Source organism: Flexivirga alba (assembly GCF_042661025.1).
GTDB classification, from domain to species: Bacteria; Actinomycetota; Actinomycetes; order Actinomycetales; family Dermatophilaceae; genus Flexivirga; species Flexivirga alba.
Window position 1 is genome coordinate 1,033,929 of sequence record NZ_JBHSWH010000001.1, and the last position, 20,683, is coordinate 1,054,611.

A 20,683-nucleotide genomic window follows, 5' to 3' on the forward strand; every position below is an offset into this window, starting at 1 on the left:
GGAGGATGCCTCCGTATAGTTCTAAGCGGAGATCATCTCCGCTTCTTATTTCATGGTACGCCTCGCTCTCGCGAAGGACACAACTCGTGACCATTACTACCAAGTCTCGCCCCGCTACGGGGCCGACTACCAACAACCAATCGGCCCAGCGCCCCGCTGGGTCGTCCGGCAGCGGCTCGCGCCTGGTGCTCGCAGCCGTCCTGGTGACCCAACTGATGCTCGTGCTGGACGCCGCGATCGTGAACATCGCCCTGCCGGACATCGGCACCGAACTGCACATGAGCTCCACGTCCCTCTCGTGGATCGTGAACGCCTACACGCTGGCCTTCGGTGGCCTGCTGCTGCTGGGCGCCCGCGCCGGGGACATCCTCGGCCGCCGCACCACCTTCCTGGCCGGTATGGCGGTCTTCGTCGCCGCCTCGTTCGCCGGCGGCGTCTCCCAGGGTGAGGGCCTGCTGCTCGCCTCCCGCGCCTTGCAGGGTGTCGGTGCCGCGTTCGCCGCCCCGTCCGCCCTCGCGATCCTGATGTCCCTCTACAAGCCGGGCAAGGAACAGACCCGCGCCATCGGCTGGTACACCGTCGTGTCAGCGTCGGGTGCAGCCACCGGCCTGCTGGCCGGCGGCATCCTGACCTCGGTCGCCTCGTGGCGCTGGGTCTTCTTCGTCAACGTCCCGATCGGCATCGCTGTGCTCGCTGCCGGCTACCGCTCCCTGTCCCGTGACAAGGGTGTGCGCGGCTCGGTCGACGTGGCCGGCGCACTGCTGGTCACCGTCGGAATGTCTTCTGTCGTCTACGGATTCATCCGTGCAGCATCGGACGGTTGGACTGAGTCCGGGACTCTGACGGCATTCGGTGCTGGCATCGTGCTGATGGCGGCCTTCGTGGGCGTCCAGCTGCGTGCGAAATCACCGGTGATGCCATTGCGGCTCTTCGCTGACCGCGACAGGGCCACGGCATACATCGCCCGGTTGATGCTGGTGGCCGGATCGCTCGGCTCGTTCTTCTTCATGAGCCAGTACATGCAGATCGTGCTCGGCTGGACGCCGTGGCAGTCGGGGATCGCGTTCCTGCCCTTCCCGGTGACGATCTTCATCAGCTCGCAGATGGTCGCTCGGGTGATCTCGAACTACTACTCCACCCGGACGATCGCGGCCGTCGGCACCTTGCTGTCGACCGTCGGCATGCTGATGCTGACGACGCTGACCGCACACACGAGCTACCTGCAGATGCTGCCGGCGTTCGTGGTCTTCGCACTCGGCAACGGCATCGCGTTCGTGCCGCTCACGACGGCCGGCATCTCTCGGGTGCAGCCCTCGGACATCTCGGTGGCCTCCGGGCTGGTCAACGTGACCCAACAGCTGGGTGGTGCTCTCGGGCTCGCCGTGCTGGTGACGGTCTTCTCGACCGCCGGCAAGGACCCGGCCGTCTCGCCGGGTGCGAGCGCCCACGCCATACACACCTTCGTGACTGGCGCGGATCGCGGTTTCCAGGTGGGTGCGCTGATGCTCTTCGTCGCGTTCGCGCTGGTGATGCTGGTGATGCGGCGTCCGTCGAAGGACACCGTGCAGCGTGATGCAAGCGCGCCGGTCGAGCAGCTGCGCGACACCGAGGAGATCGCGCTCGAAGTGGGCTGACTCGGCGCGGATGGCGCAGACCCGTCCCCAACTGGCGACCGTCGCCGGTTGGGGACGGGTTTCCGCGCTTACGGCCTCCGCACCAGCGACCGTTGCCGGTTAAATACGCAGTATGGCGATATCCGGTGACCACCCGGCGACCGTCGCCGGTTATTTACGCGGAATGGCGAGAATCGGTGCCCAACCGGCGACCGTCGCCGGTTATGCACGCCGGAGCCGCGCCCAACCCGTCATAGGGAAGCAATATGGTTGAGGTTGTGGACACGAGGAGTTGGGTCCAATGAGACTGCACGGCAGCATCGCCCTCGTCACCGGCAGCAGCAGCGGCCTCGGTGCCGCAATCGCCCGCGAGCTCACCGATCACGGCGTGCGGGTCGTCGTCCATGGCCGCGACCCGGAGCGCACCCGGTCGACCGCGGACGCACTTCACTCGGCGCACGTGCTCGCCGACCTGGCCGACCCGACCCAGCACCAACGGCTGATCGACGAAGCGACCGCGGTTCACGGCCGCCTCGACCTGGTCGTGCACAACGCGGGCATCGGCTGGCAGGGCGGCTTCGACACCATGCCGCCCGAGCGCATCCCCGAACTCGTCGCCACCAACCTGACCGCGCCGATCGCGCTCTCGCGTGCGGTTCTGCCGCAACTGCTCGATCGCGGCCGCGGTCACCTTTGTTTCGTCACCAGCATCGCCGGGCGCACCGGGGTCGCCGGTGAGGCCGTGTATGCCGCAACGAAGGCCGGCCTCGACGCGTTCGCCGGCTCCCTGCGACTGGAGGCGGCCGGCAGCGGCGTCGAGGTCAGCACCTTCGTTCCGGCGGTCGTCGACACCGATTTCTTCGCCCACCGCGGCGTCCCCTACGCGCGCAACTCCCCGCGCCCCAAGGGTGTGGAAACCGTTGCCCGGCAGGTTGTTTCGTTGATCGCGGCGGGCTCCCCGGAGCGCTGGAGCGACCCGGCCCTCCGAGTCGCACCGCTTGTGCGGGCGGTGTGGCCGGCGGCATACACCAGGCTCGCGCAGCGTTGGGGTGAAAAGACGCGGTTGGGAGGCGAACGCTAGATGCTCTGGCTGGTGCTGCTGCTCGCCTGCGTGGCCGCGTTCACGTTCGCGCTGTCGGCGATGCTCGAGCAACGCGCCGCGGCACAGGCCACGCGCACCCACTCGCTCGGCACCGTGCACGGGTTCTCCGCGTTCCTGCGGGCGCTGGTTCGCCGCAAGCTGTGGCTGACCGGCTTCGTCATCAACAACGTCGGGTTCCTGATCCAGGCCGCGGCGTTGCACCTCGGCAGCGTTGCCCTCGTCCAGCCGGTGATGGTCAGCCAGGTGCTGTTCGCGCTCTTGCTGACGGGGGTCGGACTAGCGGGACCTCGAGGGACGGGACCTCGAGACGCTCCTTCGTCGCTCCTCGGCCACCATAAGACGGGACCTCGAGACGCTCCTTCGTCACTCCTCGGGCACCATGCGCGACTGCGGCCATCCGCCAAGGACTGGGTGTTCGTGCTGTGCATCTGCGCCGGCCTGATCGTGCTGCTGTCGGTCAGCGGCGCGGCGCCGTTGCACGGCACGCCCGACCGCACGCAGGTCGTCTGGGTGCTCCTGGCGATGGCGGCGTCCGTTGTGACGTTGGTCGCCGTCGCCCGCGGACAGCGCGACCCGCGCGCGACCAGTCTGCTGCTCGCCATCGCGGCCGGGGTGTGTTTCGCCGGCAACGCGGTGCTGACCAAGCTGACCACGGAGGACCTTTTCGGGCCGGGCATCCTGCACACCGCGCTGGACTGGCCGGGCTACAGCCTCGCGGTGGCCACCGCGTCCGGGCTGCTGATCGAGCAGGCCGCGTTCGCCAACGGTTCGCTGCCGTGGGCGGTTGCCGCGATGAGCATCACCAACCCGGTGATCAGTTACCTGGCGGGCATCTTCGGCTTCCACGTGACCGCACCGCACACCCCCGGTGCGCTCGCCGCGGTGTCGGTCACCGCCGTACTCATCGGCATCGGGATCAGTGGCCTCGCGCACTCTCCGCTGACCCGTACCGAAAGCACGGCCTCTTCTCAGGTGGCGGTGTCATAGTGTGATCCATGCCTTCGCGACCGGTGGCACAGCAAGGCGCTTGTGCTCTCATCATCGACCGGGAGTTCGTGCGCACCTCAGCGTTACGGGCGGGGCGCATGTTGCTCGAAGCCGTCGTCATACCCGCGCTGCTCTTGTATGCCGCACTGGCCACCGTCGGCCAACTCTGGGGTCTGATCTCGGTGCTGGCGTGGTCCGGGCTGATCGTCGCCGTGCGGCTGCGGACCCAGTCCTCCGTGCCGCGCACGCTGCTCATCGCGGTGCTGATGCTGGTCGGACGCACTTCGCTGTCGCTGGCACTGTCCAGCGTCTACATCTACGTGCTGCAACCGATCGCCGGGTCGTTGCTGATGGCGCTGATCTTCCTGGGCAGCGCCGCCATCGGCCGGCCGATCACCAAGCACCTCGCCCGCGACTTCATCGCGCTGCCGCAGATGCTGATGCACGACAAGCGTGCGCACCGGATGTTCACCCAGGTCTGCATCCTGTGGGGCTTGTCGCGGTTGATCGACGTCGGCATGAGCATGGGCTTCCTGCAGTTCGGCGCCCGCGACGCGCTGCTGTCGCGCGGCGTCTTCAGCACTGCGCTGACCCTGCTGACCGTCGGCATCTGCATCGGTTGGGGCTGGAGCCGGCTGCGTCGTATGCCGGACTTCACCATCTCTTTCGCATAGGCCCGCCTCCCCACGGGGGTGTGCGATGAGCGCCACCCATCCCCACCCGCACCTCGAGTTGCGCCTGCCACGCGTGCGCTGGCCGGCGGTGGCACGGGAGGGGCGGCCGCGCCTGTGGAGTGAGCTGGTCGGTGGCCTCGCGCTCTTCGCGGTCTACCTGCTGGTCGCCGCGCTGAACGGTCCGTCGCGCACCACCGCGGCTCGGTCGCACGGGGTGCGCGTCATACAGCTGGAGCAGTGGCTGCATCTTGACGTCGAAAGCTCGCTGAACGGCTGGCTCGCCGGGCATCCGGGGCTGATGACCGCGGCCAACTACGAATACGCCACGACCTACATCGTCTCGGCCGTGCTGCTGCTGACCATCACCTACGTGTGGACGCCGGCGCTCTACCGGCAGGCGCGCAATTCGTTCGTGGTGCTCAACCTGCTGGCGTTCGCGTGCTTCGCGGTGTGGCCGCTGATGCCGCCGCGGATGATGCCCGGCTTCATCGACACCGTGTCCGCCGGCGGCACGGTCGGGTCGTGGGGTTCGCCGCTCGTGGCCAGCGCCAACCAACTCGCGGCGATGCCGTCCCTGCACATGGCGTGGGCACTGTGGGTCAGCGTCATGCTCGCCCGGATGTCGCGCCGGCGGTGGCTGCAGGTGGCGAGCGCCATACATGTCGCGGTGACTTTGTATGTCGTGCTCGCGACCGCGAACCACTATGTCCTCGACGCCGCCGGTGCTGCAGTCGTCGTGGTGGCAGCAGTGGCGGCGACCGAGTGGTGGGACCGGCGGCATCCGGGGTGGCGCTGCCGACATCCGATGCGTTCTTCCTCGATGTCGAGACGCCCAGTCACGCGCAGAATGTCGGTGGGCTGGTCCTGTTGGCGGCGCCGACGCCTCGCTTTGGGAAGCTGCGCGACACCATCGCCGAGCAACTCGACGTGTTGCCGCATTTCACCGACCGACTGGTCGCTCCCGGGCAGCCGCGCTGGGTCGCCGCCGGACCGATCGACTGGTCGCACCACCTGACCGAGTTGTCGCTGCCGGACGGGTCCGGACTTGCCGAGCTGGACGACCTGGTCGGGCAGCTCACCGCGCAGGAGCTTCCACGAGACCGGCCCCTGTGGCGCGCCTGGCTGATCCGGGGCGTCGGTGACGAGGCGGCGTTCTGCATCGTCATGCACCACTGCATGGCCGACGGCATCGGTGCGGTGGCCAAACTGCTGAACTTGCTGGAGCCGCCCTTCGAGCTGCCGATCCCTTCGCGTGACGGGCCGTCTGCGCTGCGGCGGGGTGCCGGCGTCATACAAGGGCTCGCGCAGTTGGCGACCGACGGCAAGCCGGCAGCCCGACTTCCGGCCGGAGGTTCGCGGCGCGGCTTCGCGACGTTCGAAGTGCCGCTGGACGACGTACGAGAGGCGGCCAGGGTGCACCGGATGCGGGTGACCGAACTGCTGCTGGCAGCAACGGGTTCGGCGCTCGCGGCCGTCGACCCCGCGCTCGCGCACGACTGCGCCGACCGGCTGCGGGTCTCGGTGCCGGTGACATTGCGGGCACCCGGTGCCGGCCACGGCGGCAACCTCACCGGCGCGGTCATCGTGGACACCCCGGCACGAGACACTTCAATCGACGCGCTGCGGGACGAGGTGCTCGAGCAGACGGGCGCCATCCGGACGCCGACCCGGGCGCTCGCATCGCGGTGGGTGATGGCCACCGCACTACGGGTCGTGCCACGCGTCGGGCGACGGTGGTTCGCCCGAACTGTCTACGGCCCCAAGTATTTCCAGGCGATCGTGTCCAACATGCCCGGCCCGGACCAGCAGTTCACATTGGCCGGCGCTCCGGTCGAGCGGGTGCATCCGATCCTGCCGCCCGCGCCCGGCATACCGCTGACGATCGGTGCGCTCAGCTGGAACGGCATGCTCGGCATCACCGTCGTCACCGACGCCGATGTGCTCGATGCGCGGGCGTATGCCGACGCGCTCAACGCGCACGTGCTCGAATCTGGCCGGCAGCTCTACACGGAGTCCGACCAGACCGTCAGCTGACCGATCAGACCTCAGGCGGCGCGCCCCAGACGAGCGCGAGGAAAAGCTGAGCGCGCTGATCCGGGTCGTCGAGTGCGTCGCCGAACACCTCACGCAACTGGTCGAGGCGATAGCGCACCGTCTGCGGGTGGATGTGCAGCTCTTCGGCGACCTCCCGACGCGACCCGAAGTGCCGCAGCCAGCTGGTCAGTGTGTCGACCAGCCTGTCGCGGGTCGTGTCCGGCAGCCGGTCGAGTGGCGCGAGCACCCGAGAACGCAACGCTGTCAACAGTTCCGGGTTCCGATGCACCAGCAGCGTGTCGATGTGCTCCGGGACGAAGATCAGCCGGGCCGGCAGTGCCCCGGCGTCCTGCAACCGACGCGCGCTGCGGGTGACGCGCATGCTGCGACGCGCTTCCGTCACCGGCACTGGTGGCCCGACGACGGCCGGCACCTCACCGAGCGCTCGTTGCAAGCGCGGCTCGATCCCGGCGACCCACGGGACTAGCCAGCCGACGACGTCCCCGACGTGCACCACCAGCCACTCGGGGTCCAGACGCGGCCGTGACTCCAGCGGCGGATCGTCCTGGTCGCGCAACAAGATGAAGACCAGTTGGTCGGGCACCACCCATCCGGCCTGGTCGGCCGCGAGCAGGATGCCGTTGCGATCCGGCATCGTCGACATCAACAGGCCCGACAGCTCGCCGCGGGCACGGTGCGACACCAGGCCGCGCTCGGACTGCTCGCGGACGTAGCCGTCGGTCGTGCGCGCCGAGATGTCGTGGGTGAGCATGAAGAGCGTCTCGGCGAGCCGGGACAGTCGGCGCGCGTCCAGGCCGACCTGCATCGCCTCCTGCGAGATATGCGCCCAGGCCACCCGGGCGCCCGCTTGGTATGCCGTGAGGATGCCATTCAGGTCCCGGCCCTGCTGGAACTGCCCGCGGCCGAGCTGGTCGAACAGCGCGACGAGCAACGGATCGAGATCCGGCGCGGTCGCCGGCCGGTCGAGCGCAGCCGCGTCAATGGTCGCAAGCAACTTCGGCACCACCTGGTCCGCGGTGTCGGCCAGCTCGGTGCCGCGTTCGGCGGCGAACTCGAGGCACGCGGGCCAGAGCAGCTCCAGCTCCTGCGCGACGGCCAGCATGATCCGCGGAAAGTGCTCCACCAGGCGTGCCTGCAGGAGGCGCAGCTCGGGTCGCTGGTTCCCGGGCACGTCAGCAACGCTCAACGTTGACCCCACAGCATCAGGTCTATCACTTGGTGACAAAGCTGCGCCTCCAGCTCCACACTTTTCGGTGCAGCGCTTGAGGATTGGTTGGGCGCAAGCTGGGTACAAATGATTGGCGCAACCACTCCCTCGGGCGTCAGTGCTCCTGATGTCACACCCAGCGCCGCAACCGAGAACTTCCCGGTTGCGCTGCGCATCCTGCCCGCGCGCTATCGCCACGCCCTGCTCGCCGTGTATGACGTCGCCCGCCACATCGACCAACTCGGTGATGCCGCACAAGGGGATCGGGTTGCCGCGCTGCAGGCATTTCGCGCGGACCTGAGCACGTTCCAGGCCGGGCTGCGGCCGTCGGACCGGGTGCTGGTCGACCTTGCGCCATACGCAAGCGAATTCGGGTTGCCGCTGGACGCGTTCGACGACCTCATCGAGGCGAACCTCCTCGACCAACACGTCACTCGCTACCCGAATTTCGCGGCCCTGCTCGACTACTGCGCACTGTCAGCGCATCCGATCGGCCGGCTGGTCCTGGCGGTCTTCGGGCAGTCCACTGCGCAGCGCATCGCGTGGAGCGACACCGTGTGCGCGGCGCTGCAGATCCTCGAGCACTGCCAGGACGTCGTGGAGGACCATCGCGCCGGACGCGTCTATCTCCCGCAGGACCAGCTATATGCCGCCGGCCTGACCGACACCACGATGCTGCAGCCGGGCGGAACGGCAGGGTTGCGCTCAGTGGTGCTCGCCCAGGTGGCGACCTGTCGCGAAATGCTTTCTGCCGGAACGAAACTCGTCGGCGAGCTGCACGGTTGGGGGCGCGTCGCCGTTGCCGGATATGTCGCCGGAGGGCTGGCGACGGCTGATGCGTTGGACGGAGCCGGTGGTGACGTGACCGACCCTGAGAATGTCCGGCCTCGGCGAGTCACGGTGCTGCGTCACGGTATTCGGCTGTTGATCACTTCGGGGAGGCGATGACATGGCGATGAATCCAGCGCTCGCAGCGGCCGAGCAGATCACCCGCACCGAAGCCCGGAACTTCTACTACGGCATCCGGCTGCTGCCCACACCCAAGCGGCAGGGCTTGTGCGCGCTCTACGCCCTCGCCCGGCGGATCGACGACATCGGCGACGAGGACGCGCCGCTGGAGACCAAGCGGACCGCGTTGGGCCTGGTCCGCAAGCAACTCTCCGATCTCGACGCATCCACCGACCCAGTGCTGGTCGCGGTCGCCGAGACCTCCCGCCGCTTTCCGGTGCCGCTGGAAGCCTTCGAGGAGCTGCTGGACGGCGTCGAGATGGACCTGCGCGGCGCCACCTACGAGACCTTCGATGACCTGCGCGTCTACTGCCGCTGCGTCGCCGGATCCATCGGCCGCCTGTGCCTGTCGATCTTCGGCAACGGCACCGACCCACGTGCCTCGCTCTTCGCCGATCAGCTCGGGATCGCGTTGCAGCAGACCAACATCCTGCGCGACATCCGCGAGGACCTGCTGCTCGGGCGCGTCTACCTGCCCAGCGAGGAGCTGAGGCAGTTCGGAGTGCACCTGCAGCTGGACGACGCGGGCGCGCTGCACGACCCGGACGCCAAGCTCGCGGCATACATCAGCTTTGCGGCCGAGCGCGCCGAGCGCTGGTACGACCTCGGCCTGCGGCTGCTGCCCCAACTGGACCACCGCAGCGCGGCCTGTTGCGCGGCCATGGCCGGTATCTATCACCACCTGTTGCTGCGGATCCGGGACAACCCGACGGCGGTCTACGAACGGCGAATGTCGTTGCCCCCGAGCGAAAAAGGACGCGTCGCGCTCACCGCGCTGGCCAAGGCGGTGTTACCCGTATGACGCAACCTCAGCGCGCTTCGGTCTGTGTGGTCGGTGGCGGCCTCGCCGGGATCACTGCCGCACTGGAGCTGGCCGATGCGGGACTCGAAGTCACGCTGCTGGAGTCACGGGCCCGCCTCGGTGGCCTGACACACTCGTTCCGCCGGGGCGAGATGTGGGTGGACGGCGGGCAGCACGCCTTCCTGCGGTGCTGCACGTCATACATCGGCCTGCTGGATCGCCTGGGTGTCCGGCACCTGACCTACCTGCAGGATCGCCTCGAGGTGCCGATCGCCAGTGAGGCGTCCGACCGCCGAACGGTGTTGCGCCGCAACAACCTACCTGCCCCGCTGCACCTCAGCGGTTCGCTGTTGCGGCACAGCTGGATGCCGCTGCAACAACGCCTGCGCGTTGGACCGATCGCTCTCGCGCTCGGGCGGGTCGACCCCGCTGACCCAGCCGTCGACGCGCAGACCTTCGGCGGTTGGCTGCGGTCCAAAGGTGCCAGCGACCGATCGATCGAGGTGCTCTGGGAGCTGATCGGCAAGGCCACGCTGAACGCCGACGCGGACCACTGCTCGCTCGCCTTGGCCGCGACCGTCTTCCAGCTCGGGATGCTCGCCGACAAGGGTGCATCCGACCTCGGCTGGGCGCGAGTTCCGTTGCAGCAGTTGCACGGTGACGCCGCGGAGCGTGCCCTGGCCGCTGCCGGCAGCGCGGTGCGGCTGCGCAGCAAGGTCAGTGCAGTGCTGCGCGAGCGGACCGGCGTGCGCGTCGTGACGGACCTCGACGAGCAGGTGTATGACGCCGCGGTGCTCGCGGTGCCGCCGGCCGCCCTGTCCCGGGTGATTGACCCTGCGTCGCTCGGGCTGCCGACCGACCTGGCCGAACGGCTCGGTGTCTCACCGATCATCAACGTGCACGTCGTCCTGGACCGGCCCGTCGTGGACACCGAATTCGTTGCGGCAGTGGACAGTCCGTTGCAGTGGGTCTTCGATCGGACCGCTGCTGCCGGGGTGCCCGGTCCGCAGCAGTACCTCGCTGTGTCGGTCTCCGCTGCGGACGACCTGATCGGGCTGACCAACGCACAACTGCGCGAGTGGGCGCTGCCGCACCTGCGTGCACTGCTGCCCCGTATGGCGGATGCCGAGGTCCTCGACTTCTTCGTCACCCGTGAGCCAGAAGCGACCTTCCGCGCCGCGCCGGGCAGTGCCCGGTTGCGGCCACCGGCTCGGACGGCGGTGCCCAACATTGCGCTGGCCGGTGCGTGGACCGCTACCGGGTGGCCGGCCACCATGGAAGGTGCTGTGCTCAGTGGGCATTCGGCCGCGGAGGTGGTGCTTGCCCTCGAGTCCACTGGGTCTCGATACACATGGTCTCGATACGAGACTTCCTCCGCTCCGGCACCCCACGAAGTTCTCCTCCGCTTCGCTCCCCCGATACTTCGAGGGGACCCCGCCGCGCTCCCCCAGTCTCTACTCGACCCGCATACTGCACTCGCCCGGCGCTCGACCCGCAGCCCCTCCGGCACTCGACCCGCTTACGTGTCTCCCGACCAGTTGGGTCGGGCGCAGGATCTGACGCGGGCTTTGGTGACGCCGGCGCTGCGCAAGGCGGTCGACACGCTCGCTGGGTTGGAGCACTTAGTGGTTGCCTACCACCTCGGATTCGTTGACACCCAAGGGAATCCGGTCCGGGAAGACGGCGGCAAGAAGCTGCGGCCGATGCTCGCGCTGCTCGGTGCGCAGGCCGTCGGCGCAGACCCTGCCCATGCTGTCAGCGGCGCGGTAGCCGTTGAGCTGGTGCACAACTTCTCCCTGGTCCACGACGACATCATGGATCGTGACCGCACCCGTCGGCACCGCGAGACGGTCTGGTCGGTCTGGGACGACGCGACGGCGATCCTCGCCGGCGACGCCATGCACGCACTCGCCGTGGAGACCGTGCTGGCGGACCCCAGCGCGCACGCCGCCGAAGCCGGACATCTGCTGGCCGCGACGACGCGGGAGCTGATCCGCGGTCAGGTGCTCGACATGGACTTCGAGCAACGCGAGCAGGTTTCGCTGACCGAGTGCCACGCGATGGCGGCCGCCAAGACCGGTGCGCTCATCACCTGCAGCACGGAACTACCCGCGGTCCTCACCGGCGCCCGCCGCGAGCAGCGGAGTGCCCTGGCGACATACGGGCGGGGCATTGGTCTCGCATTCCAGGTGGTCGACGATCTGCTCGGCATCTGGGGCGACCCGGACGTCACCGGCAAGTCCAATCACTCCGACCTGCGGGCCAAGAAGCGTTCACTGCCGATCTGCTGGGCGCTGGAGCAGCCGGGCGCCGCCGAGCTCCGCCAGTGGTTCGCCACCGGGGAGACGACGGATGCCGAACTCGTCCGCATCGCAACCGAACTCGACCGGCTCGGCGCCAAGGACTGGTGCCGCTCCAGCGCGGACGCGGCGATCGGTCGCGCCGTTTCAGCACTACACGGGGCCGATCTCGACGAGGCGGCCGTCACCGGACTGACCGAGGTGGCGCATTTCGTCGCCGGAAGGAACACGTGACACATGACCTACGTCGCGACACCCCCATCCACGGACTCCACCGCGAAGCGAGCCCGCGAGACACTCGACCGCGCCGTCGGCCGGCTGCTCGACCTTCAGCTGCCCAGCGGGGCGTGGAAGGGCGAGTTGGAGACCAACGTCACGATGGACGCCGAGGACATGATGCTGCGTGTCTTCCTCGGCATCGACACCGCCGAGACCCGGGAGCAGACGGCCAGGTGGATCCGCAGCCAGCAACGCGCGGACGGCACCTGGGCGACGTTCGCAGGTGGACCAGGAGACCTGTCGACCACCGTCGAAGCCTGGATCGCGCTGCGTATGGCGGGCGACAAGCCCGCCGCCGAGCATATGGTGTCTGCCCGCGAATTCATCGTGAGCGCAGGCGGTTTGGCGGAGACCCGCGTCTTCACCCGGATCTGGTGTGCGCTCTTCGGCTGGTGGGACTGGACAGATCTGCCCGCCATGCCGCCGGAGCTGATGTACCTCGGCAAGAGGCTGCCGCTGAACATCTACTCCTGGGGCTGCTGGGCCCGGCAGACGATCGTCCCTCTCACCGTCGTGTGCACGCTGCGTCCCAAGCGCCGGATGAAGTGGGACTTGGCGCAATTGCGGGTCGAGTGCCGGGGGAGCGAAGCGGAGCTGCGGGTCGAGTGCCGGGGGAGCGCAGCGGAGGAGGTGTATCGAGACCAGGTGTATCGAGACCAGGTGTATCGAGACCAGCGAAGTGGTGCCGGGGTTTCGATACGCGGCTCGTTCCTCACCGCTACTCAACCCGCAGAAGCATTCTTCAACAGGCTCGACAAGGGACTGCACATCTACCACCGTCACGCGATCGGGCCGGTACGCCGCAACGCGCTGCGTCGAGCGGCCGAGTGGATCATCGCCCGCCAGGAGGCGGACGGTGGGTGGGGCGGCATACAACCGCCATGGGTCTACTCGATCCTCGCGCTGCACGCGCTGGGCTATCCACTCGACCACCCCGTCCTCAAGGCCGCTATCGACGGCCTGGAGGGTTTCGTCATCACCGAGGACACACCGGACGGTCCGGTTCGCCGACTTGAGGCCTGCCAGTCGCCGGTGTGGGACACCGGACTGGCGCTCAACGCACTGCTGGATGCCGGTGTGGATCCACGGGATCCGGCGCTTCGGCGCGCCGCGGACTGGCTCATCGACGAACAGATCACCGCGCCCGGCGACTGGGTCGAGCAGCGCCCGAAGGTGCCGCCCGGCGGGTGGGCGTTCGAATACGCCAATGGCAACTACCCCGACACCGACGACAGCGCGATCATCGTGATGGGGCTCGCCCGGGTCATCACCACTCGGGGCCCCGTCCAGGAGCAGGCCGTTTCCCGTGGAACCGCGTGGACCGCCGGCATGCAGTCCAAGGACGGCGGATGGGGCGCCTTCGACGCCGACAACACCAGCAACTGGCCGGCCAAGCTCCCCTTCTGCGACTTCGGCGCCGTGACGGATCCACCGTCGGCCGACGTCACCGCACACGTGGTGGAAATGCTTGCTGCCGTTGGGCGTTCGCGTGGCGCACGTTGTAAGCGCGGAGTCCAGTGGCTACTGGACCACCAAGAGTCGGACGGCTCCTGGTTCGGCCGTTGGGGGGCCAACCACGTTTACGGCACCGGCGTCGTCGTGCCCGCCCTCATCGCTGCCGGGGTCGACCCGGGCGCCGGCTCGATCCGAGCCGCGGTCCACTGGCTGGAGGATCACCAGAACACCGACGGCGGCTGGGGCGAGGACCTGCGCTCGTATGACGACCCGGCCTGGATCGGCCGCGGCGACTCGACTCCGTCACAGACCGCGTGGGCGCTGATGGCGCTCGTCGCCGCCGGAGAACTGGGGACGAGCCTGCAGCGTGGGATGGACCATCTCGCCGAAACCCAGCTGCCAGAAGGTAGTTGGGCCGAGGACCGCTTCACCGGCACGGGGTTCCCCGGAGACTTCTACATCGCCTACCACCTCTACCGGCTGATCTTCCCGGTTTGGGCACTCGGCCGCGCAACGCAAGCACTGCGCGGCGGCGAGCAGGGCAACAGACCAAGTCTGTCGCTCACAGCGAAAGCGACGTCATGAGCGCTCAACTCCTGACACCACTGCGCATCGAACGCCTCACGCTCGAGCACGGAATGCGTGACGCGCCATACGTTTCCGGCCGCGGGCCGGAAGGCCGCCCGCGCCGGACCGACGTGCCGACTGTGATTGCCGGAGTTGCCGGAGCACTCGGCCCGGACATCCGCCCCGGAGACCTCGTGGTCGCCGACCGGCTGCGGACCGACGATGTCGAGGTCGCCCTGCCGTCGGCTCCCGTGCTGGCCGGTGAGCTGCGCCGCGCTGGACTGACCGTGCACGTAGGCACCGTCGAGAGCGCCGATCACGTAGTGACCGGAGCCGAGCGGCAGACCCTGGCTGCCCGCGGCGGCATAGCGGTTGACACCGAATCCGCCTATCTGGCAAGGCAACTCGACCCCCATCAGCTGGCGGTGGTACGCGCTGTTGTCGACACGTCCGACGATCCCCTGGTCCATCCCGGCACGCTCCGGCGGGGATCACCGCCCTGCGTTCGCTGCGTCGGGCCGCCCCGGTGCTGCAGGGCTGGCTCGACGCCTGCGCTCCCCGCACGATCTTGCGTGCCGAGCCGCAGTCGTTCTGCGCCGGCGTGGAGCGGGCCATCGAGATCGTCGAGCGGGCGCTCGAGCAGCACGGCCCGTCGGTCTACGTGCGGCGGCAGATCGTGCACAACAGTCATGTCGTCGCCGAGCTCGAGCAGCGCGGCGCCGTCTTCGTGCAGGAGTTGGACGAGGTGCCCGAAGGTGCCACCGCCGTCCTGGCCGCGCACGGCGTCGCACCGTCGGTCCGCCTTCAGGCCGAGGAGCGTCGGCTGAATGTCATCGACGCCACCTGCCCGCTGGTCGCCAAGGTCCATCAGGAGGTCCGCCGCTTCACGACTGCCGGACGGACCGTCTTCCTCATCGGCCACACCGCCCACGAGGAGGTGGTCGGCACCCGCGGCGAGGCACCGGACAACGTGGTCGTCGTGGAGACCGTCGATGACGCTCGCACCGTGAAAGTCCCTGACCCGACACAGGTTTCGTACGTCATGCAGACCACGCTCTCGGTCGAGGAGGCCGACGTGATCGCCGCCGAGCTGCGCGCCCGGTTCCCCGCATTGCAGGCGCCCCGCCGCGACGACATCTGCTATGCCACGAGCAACCGCCAGCAGGCCGTCCGGGAGGTTGCGGCGGACAGTGACCTGGTGCTGGTCGTCGGGTCGGCGAACTCCTCGAACTCCGTGCGCCTCGTCGAGGTCGCGACCGCCATGGGCACCCCCGCCCACCTGGTGGAGGACGCATCCGACGTACACCTCGCGTGGTTGCGCGGCGTGCGCACGATCGGGGTCAGTGCCGGAGCGTCCGCACCCGCTGCCCTCGTCGACCAATTGATCGACGCTCTCGCGTCGCTCGGGGACCTGGAGGTCACCCACCGCGGAGGCGTCACCGAAAACGTCCATTTCACCCTTCCCCGAGAGGTCGTCTGACCATGCCCCACATGCCATTTCGCCAATCCGTCCGGCTCGGCCAGTACCTCATGAAGCAGAAGCTGGCGCACCGCGACAAGTACCCCTTGCTGGTCGAACTCGAACCCCTCTTCGCCTGCAACCTCAAGTGCGTCGGCTGCGGCAAGATCCAGGAGCCGGCCGGAATGCTCAAGCAACGTATGCCGGTCGAGCAGGCCGTCGCCGCCATCGAGGAATGCGGGGCGCCGATGGTCTCCATCGCAGGCGGCGAGCCGCTCATGCACCCGCAGGTCCACGAGATCGTCCAGGAGCTACTGGCACGCAAGAAGATCGTCTTCCTGTGCACCAACGCACTGCTGATGGCCAAGCACATCGACAAGTTCACCCCCCACCGCGACTTCGCCTGGATGGTGCACGTCGACGGCATGAAGGAGCGTCACGATGCCTCGGTCAGTCACGAGGGTGGTTTCGAGATGGCCATCGACGCGATCAAGCTCGCCCAGTCGCGCGGTTTCCGGGTGATGACGAACACCACTGTGTTCAACAGTGATTCGCCACAGGATGTCATCGACGTGCTCGACTATCTCAACGACGAGATCAAGGTCGATAACATGCAGATCGCGCCGGGTTACGCCTATTGGAAAGCCCCCGACCAGGAGGGTTTCCTGGGCGTCGAGGAGACACGTGAGCTCTTCGCGAAGGCGTTCGGCGAAGGCCGTCGCAAGAAGTGGCGGCTCAACCACTCGCCACTGTTTCTCGACTTCCTCGAGGGCAAGGTCGACTACGAGTGCACGCCGTGGGCGATCCCGTCATACAGCCTCAAGGGCTGGCAGCGGCCGTGCTACCTGCTCGATGACGGCTACGTGTCGACCTACCAGGAGCTGATCGAGGACACCGACTGGGACGCGTTCGGCCGCGGCAAGGACGAACGCTGCGCGAACTGTATGGCGCACTGCGGCTACGAACCCACGGCCGTCATCGCCACGACCAGCTCGCTGCGCGAGACGATCCGGGCGGCGGTGGCGTGATGTCCACGCCGGAGCTGCTGCGGCACGTCACCTCCCCGGTGACCTCAAGGTGTTGCCGGACTCGGCGCTCCCTGAGCTGGCTGCGCAGATCCGGCGACGACTGATCGACGTGGTGACCCGCACCGGCGGACACCTCGGACCCAACCTCGGCGTCGTCGAGCTCACGATCGCGCTGCATCGAACCTTCGACGCGCCGCACGACGCGATCATCTGGGACACCGGCCACCAGAGCTATGTGCACAAGATGCTCACCGGGCGCGACGACCGACTCGGCCAATTGCGCACTGGTGGAGGTCTTTCCGGCTATCCGTGCCGTAGCGAGAGCGACTACGACATCGTCGAGAACTCCCACGCCTCAACGGCCCTCTCGTATGCCGATGGCTTGTCGCGCGGCTTCGAGCTCACCGGCCGCGGCCGCCGGGTGGTCGCCGTCATCGGCGACGGCGCACTCACGGGAGGTATGGCGTGGGAGGCGCTCAACAACCTCGGCGCGAGCAACCGTCCGGTGGTCATCGTGCTGAACGACAACGGCCGGTCCTACGACCCCACAGTGGGAGCACTCTCCCGGCATCTGCAGCGGCTACGTGCTGGAACTGCATCGTCGAACCTGTTGGAGCTGTTGGGTTTCGGCTACATCGGCCCCGTCAACGGACACGACTTCAAGGCGCTGCAGAACGCGCTGGGTGCCGCACGCGACCTGACCGGTCCGGTCGTCGTGCACGTCGTCACCCGCAAGGGCAATGGCTACCCACCGGCCGAGCAGGACGAGGCCGACCGGATGCACAGCGTCAGCCCGTCCAAGGCGCCGACGGCGGTCACGTCGACGAGTCGCGCACCGGCCCGAACCGAAGCCTGGACAACGGTTTTCGGCGACGAGCTGGCCGCCATCGGAGAGGAACGGTCCGACGTCGTCGCGCTCACCGCGGCGATGCGACTGCCGACCGGTCTCGGCCCCTTCGGCGAGCGCTTCCCGCACCGGCTCGTCGACGTCGGCATCGCCGAGCAACACGCGGTCACCTGCGCGGCCGGTCTCGCGACCGCCGGCCTGCACCCGGTCGTCGCGATCTACTCGACCTTCCTCGGCAGGGCCTTTGACCAGGTGCTGATGGATGTCGGATTACACCGGTTACCAGTCACTTTCGTGCTCGACCGGTCGGGCATCACCGGCCCCGACGGCCCGTCCCACCACGGCATCTGGGATGTGTCCTTGCTGCGCGGCGTGCCCGGCATCCGGATCGCCGCGCCGCGTGACGCCATACGACTGCGGGAGTTGTTGCGGGAGGCACTGGCACACGAAGACGGCCCGACCGTGCTGCGCTATCCCAAAGGCAGTGCACCGCAACCGGTTTGCGTGCATTCCCGGATCGGCTCGGTCGACCTGCTCACCCCGCACCGGACCGACGCTCAGGTGTTGCTGGTCCCGAGCGGCCCGCTGGCGACCGTCGCGGTCGAGGCCGCTCGCCGGCTGGCCGATATCGGGGTTTCGGCAACCGTGGCCGACCCGCGCTGGATCCACCCGGTCGCTCCCGAGCTGATGACGTTGGTCGCTGATCACCGGGTGGTGATCACCTTGGAGGACAACGCAATTGGCGGCGGGCTCGGGGCCGCACTGTCGATGGCGGTGCACCGGGCTGGGCTGGCGACCCGCGTCATACCCCTGGGACTGCCGGTGGAGTTCGTGCCGGTCGGCGACCGGGCCACGCTGCTCGCCGACTACGGCCTGGACGCCGAGCACGTGGTGGACGAGGTGCTCGCCGCACGTTGGAGACGAGGGTCGAAGCACGCGGCTCCAACCCTCGTCGGCTCCTGACCGCCACCCGTCGTTCGTTCCTACCGAGAGGACACCGGATTGCCGAGAGGACACCCAAATGGGCCCAAAGCGCCCCCTGAAACGGACAAATCGCCTGTCCTGTCGGTAATTGGGTGTCCTCTCGGATATCAGTGCAGTTGCCCCTGCCCGTGCGCGGACGCCGGGACGGGCGATCTGTGCGACCGGCCCAAGAGGCTTCCGACGTATGCCGGGAGGCCGACCAGGGCCACCGCAAACGCCCCGAGCAGGATCACGTCAGTCACCGAGTCCATCGACCGCAGTGCGGCAGCCACCCCACAAAGCTCTGCGGCAACGGCCCACCAGCCGCGCAGCTCGGACGACGTATGCCGACGAGCATCGGCATACGCCCACCCCGCGGCCATCAACGCAGCCACCGCGATGGGAACAAGTCCGATGCCGATGTCGGCGTCGGCGTCGGACGATGGATCGTTCCCGTGGACCAACCACATGACGGTGCGCAACGACAGCACCGCCGAACCAATCACCACAACCGCGCGTAGGGCGCCCCCCACCAGAGTTCTCATACGCGCGAACCTAGGCCCGTCGACGAGCCGGTGAATCGGGGAAACCACCCGCCACGCTCGAGTAGTTCTACCCATCTCGAGAGGCTCAGAAACACACCGACAGGCTCAGTATGACGCGCTCAAAGTCGCGTTCTTTCTGAGCCTCTCGGCGTTGTGCTGAGCCTCTCGGCGAAAGAGGGCCTTCTCAGGACTGGTCCAAGCGTTCCGGCTGGTCGGCCCACCAGCGCAGCAGCTCCGCCCGCGCGGCGTCCTCGCCGACCGGGCCGGCGTCGAGCCGGAACGCCAGCAGGTGTTTATACGCGCGCCCCAGCACCGGACCCGGTTTGATACCAAGGGTTTCGGCAATCTGGTTGCCGTTCAGCTCGGGTCGCACCGCGTCCAGCTCCTCCTGCTCGCGCAGGGCCGCGATCCGCACCTCAAGGCTGTCGTATGCCGCCGCGAGCGCGGCCGCCTTACGGCGATTCCGGGTGGTGCAGTCGGACCTGGTCAGCAGGTGCAGCCGGGACAGCAACGGTCCCGCGTCGGTGATGTAGCGACGCACCGCGGAGTCGGTCCATGGCGAGTCGATGTCGTCGGCCGTGCGGGAAGTGGGCACGCCCGGTCCGCCATACCCGTGGAACCGGAGGTGCAGCTCGGTCAGCCGTGAGACCGCCTTGATGGTGTCCTTGTCGAAACGCAGCTCCCGCAGCCGCTTGCGCACCAGCTTGGCGCCGACCATCTCGTGGTGATGGAAGGAAACACCGCCTTGCCTCTCGAAGCGGCGGGTCGCCGGCTTGCCGATGTCGTGCAGCAGCGCGGCCAGCCGCAGCACCAGGTCCGGACCGGGCACCAGCTCCGGCTCAGCCAGACCCGGCACCACCCGCTCGCCCTCCAGCGCCATCGCCTGCTCGAGCACGATCAGCGAGTGCTCGTAGACGTCCTTGTGCCGGTGGTGCTCGTCGACCTCGAGCCGTAGGGCCGGCAGCTCGGGCAGCACATGGTCGGCGATGCCGGTGTCGACCAGCAGGGTCAGTCCGGCGCGCGGGTCCGGGGCCAGCATCAGCTTGACCAGCTCGTCGTGGACGCGCTCCGCGGAGATCATCTCGATCGAGGGCGCCAACTCGGTCATTGCCGCCCGTGCCCGCTGGTCGACGGTGAAGCCCAGCTGCGCGGCGAACCGCGCGGCTCGCATCATCCGCAGCGGGTCGTCGCCGAACGAGACCTCCGGTGCCGACGGTGTCATCAGGGTGCGCGCCGCGAGCGCGCCCATCCCGTCATACGGGTCGACGAATTCCAGGTCGGGCAGCCGCAGCGCCATCGCGTTGACGGTGAAGTCGCGCCGCACCAGGTCGTCGGTCAGCGAGTCACCGAAGCTGACGATCGGTTTGCGGGTCTGCCGGTCGTAGGCGTCCGCCCGGTAGGTCGTGACTTCGACGATGGCGTCACCCTTGCGAGCGCCGATCGTGCCGAAGTCGCGGCCGATGTCCCAGGTCGTATCGGCCCACGGTTTCAGCAGCGCCTCGATCTGTTCCGGACGCGCGGACGTCGTCAGGTCCAGGTCGGACGACGCCCGGCCGAGGAACGCGTCGCGCACCGGACCGCCGACCAGCGCGAGTTCGTGGCCGGCTCCGGCTCCGGCGAAGAGTGATCCGAGTTCCTGGAGCATCGGCAGAACGGGCGCCAGTTGCGCAACCGCACGGCGCTGCAACTCGGCGCGGGACGAGGAATCATCGGGTCGTGGGGGCGTCGGCACCACCACAGGGTAGGTGAGCCGAATGCCTCGAACGGCTGGGAGTCGCGGCGACCGCGGTTT

General features: G+C 68.3%; 14 protein-coding genes and 3 pseudogenes. 14 read left to right on the forward strand and 3 right to left on the reverse strand.

The window, feature by feature from the left end; translation table 11 throughout:
* The first annotated feature begins 86 nt into the window (after positions 1-86).
* From ACFQDH_RS05075 to ACFQDH_RS05100, 6 genes and pseudogenes are all read left to right on the forward strand, one after another.
* Positions 87-1,634: an MFS transporter gene (locus tag ACFQDH_RS05075; RefSeq protein WP_382399095.1), complete on the forward strand. Its 1,548-nt coding sequence runs from the start codon at positions 87-89 to the stop codon at positions 1,632-1,634.
* Positions 1,635-1,914: 280 nt separating this feature from the next.
* Positions 1,915-2,694 (forward strand): SDR family NAD(P)-dependent oxidoreductase, encoded by a 780-nt coding sequence (locus tag ACFQDH_RS05080; RefSeq protein WP_382399097.1) that lies wholly within the window; start codon positions 1,915-1,917, stop codon positions 2,692-2,694.
* Positions 2,695-3,702, forward strand: a complete 1,008-nt coding sequence (locus ACFQDH_RS05085; protein WP_382399099.1) for a DMT family protein — start codon at positions 2,695-2,697, stop codon at positions 3,700-3,702. It abuts the gene before it with no gap.
* An 8-nt stretch (positions 3,703-3,710) separates the two neighbouring features.
* Positions 3,711-4,376 carry a DUF3159 domain-containing protein gene (locus tag ACFQDH_RS05090; RefSeq protein WP_382399101.1) on the forward strand — a complete coding sequence of 222 codons (666 nt, stop codon included), beginning with the start codon at positions 3,711-3,713 and terminating at the stop codon, positions 4,374-4,376.
* Positions 4,377-4,401: 25 nt separating this feature from the next.
* Positions 4,402-5,118, forward strand: a pseudogene (locus ACFQDH_RS05095) (phosphatase PAP2 family protein); the annotation flags it as partial.
* 44 nt (positions 5,119-5,162) lie between these two features.
* Entirely contained in the window at positions 5,163-6,410 is a 1,248-nt protein-coding gene (locus ACFQDH_RS05100; protein ID WP_382399103.1) for a wax ester/triacylglycerol synthase domain-containing protein, read from the forward strand.
* A gap of 4 nt (positions 6,411-6,414) precedes the next feature.
* Here the strand turns inward: ACFQDH_RS05100 and ACFQDH_RS05105 are convergent, their stop codons facing one another.
* Positions 6,415-7,602, reverse strand: coding sequence for a PucR family transcriptional regulator (locus ACFQDH_RS05105; RefSeq protein ID WP_382399105.1), 1,188 nt, complete (start codon positions 7,600-7,602; stop codon positions 6,415-6,417).
* A 123-nt stretch (positions 7,603-7,725) separates the two neighbouring features.
* On the opposite strand from ACFQDH_RS05105, the gene ACFQDH_RS05110 reads away from it, so the two are divergent.
* From ACFQDH_RS05110 to ACFQDH_RS05145, 8 genes and pseudogenes are all read left to right on the forward strand, one after another.
* The gene (locus ACFQDH_RS05110; RefSeq protein WP_382399107.1) at positions 7,726-8,586 is read left to right on the forward strand and encodes a squalene/phytoene synthase family protein; all 861 of its coding nucleotides are present in this window, start codon (positions 7,726-7,728) and stop codon (positions 8,584-8,586) included.
* 1 nt (position 8,587) lies between these two features.
* Positions 8,588-9,448 carry a presqualene diphosphate synthase HpnD gene (gene hpnD / locus ACFQDH_RS05115; protein WP_382399109.1) on the forward strand — a complete coding sequence of 287 codons (861 nt, stop codon included), beginning with the start codon at positions 8,588-8,590 and terminating at the stop codon, positions 9,446-9,448.
* Positions 9,445-11,982 carry a hydroxysqualene dehydroxylase HpnE gene (gene hpnE, locus ACFQDH_RS05120; protein ID WP_382399111.1) on the forward strand — a complete coding sequence of 846 codons (2,538 nt, stop codon included), beginning with the start codon at positions 9,445-9,447 and terminating at the stop codon, positions 11,980-11,982. Before hpnD ends, hpnE begins: the two co-directional genes overlap by 4 nt.
* Before the next feature lie 3 nt (positions 11,983-11,985).
* The gene (gene shc / locus ACFQDH_RS05125; RefSeq protein ID WP_382399113.1) at positions 11,986-14,067 is read left to right on the forward strand and encodes a squalene--hopene cyclase; all 2,082 of its coding nucleotides are present in this window, start codon (positions 11,986-11,988) and stop codon (positions 14,065-14,067) included.
* Positions 14,068-14,120: 53 nt separating this feature from the next.
* A pseudogene (locus ACFQDH_RS05130) lies at positions 14,121-14,453 on the forward strand (phosphorylase family protein); the annotation flags it as partial.
* A 122-nt stretch (positions 14,454-14,575) separates the two neighbouring features.
* Positions 14,576-15,529, forward strand: coding sequence for a 4-hydroxy-3-methylbut-2-enyl diphosphate reductase (gene ispH, locus ACFQDH_RS05135; protein WP_382399115.1), 954 nt, complete (start codon positions 14,576-14,578; stop codon positions 15,527-15,529).
* Positions 15,530-15,540: 11 nt separating this feature from the next.
* Positions 15,541-16,536, forward strand: a complete 996-nt coding sequence (gene hpnH, locus ACFQDH_RS05140) for an adenosyl-hopene transferase HpnH (protein WP_382399116.1) — start codon at positions 15,541-15,543, stop codon at positions 16,534-16,536.
* Between the two features lie 43 nt (positions 16,537-16,579).
* Positions 16,580-18,346, forward strand: a pseudogene (locus tag ACFQDH_RS05145) (1-deoxy-D-xylulose-5-phosphate synthase); the annotation flags it as partial.
* 128 nt (positions 18,347-18,474) lie between these two features.
* Here ACFQDH_RS05145 and ACFQDH_RS05150 read toward each other — a convergent pair.
* Positions 18,475-18,891 carry a hypothetical protein gene (locus tag ACFQDH_RS05150; RefSeq protein ID WP_382399118.1) on the reverse strand — a complete coding sequence of 139 codons (417 nt, stop codon included), beginning with the start codon at positions 18,889-18,891 and terminating at the stop codon, positions 18,475-18,477.
* Between the two features lie 184 nt (positions 18,892-19,075).
* Positions 19,076-20,626, reverse strand: coding sequence for a CCA tRNA nucleotidyltransferase (locus ACFQDH_RS05155; protein WP_382399120.1), 1,551 nt, complete (start codon positions 20,624-20,626; stop codon positions 19,076-19,078).
* Between the last annotated feature and the right edge of the window lie 57 nt (positions 20,627-20,683).

Bases quoted from the DNA above. Each gene is read 5' to 3' on its own strand.
- ACFQDH_RS05150 (WP_382399118.1), bottom strand. From the start codon at position 18,891: ATGAGAACTCTGGTGGGGGGCGCCCTACGCGCGGTTGTGGTGATTGGT.
- hpnH (WP_382399116.1), top strand. From the start codon at position 15,541: ATGCCATTTCGCCAATCCGTCCGGCTCGGCCAGTACCTCATGAAGCAG.
- hpnE (WP_382399111.1), top strand. From the start codon at position 9,445: ATGACGCAACCTCAGCGCGCTTCGGTCTGTGTGGTCGGTGGCGGCCTC.
- ACFQDH_RS05085 (WP_382399099.1), top strand. From the start codon at position 2,695: ATGCTCTGGCTGGTGCTGCTGCTCGCCTGCGTGGCCGCGTTCACGTTC.
- hpnD (WP_382399109.1), top strand. From the start codon at position 8,588: ATGGCGATGAATCCAGCGCTCGCAGCGGCCGAGCAGATCACCCGCACC.
- shc (WP_382399113.1), top strand. From the start codon at position 11,986: ATGACCTACGTCGCGACACCCCCATCCACGGACTCCACCGCGAAGCGA.
- ACFQDH_RS05080 (WP_382399097.1), top strand. From the start codon at position 1,915: ATGAGACTGCACGGCAGCATCGCCCTCGTCACCGGCAGCAGCAGCGGC.
- ACFQDH_RS05110 (WP_382399107.1), top strand. From the start codon at position 7,726: ATGATTGGCGCAACCACTCCCTCGGGCGTCAGTGCTCCTGATGTCACA.
- ACFQDH_RS05090 (WP_382399101.1), top strand. From the start codon at position 3,711: ATGCCTTCGCGACCGGTGGCACAGCAAGGCGCTTGTGCTCTCATCATC.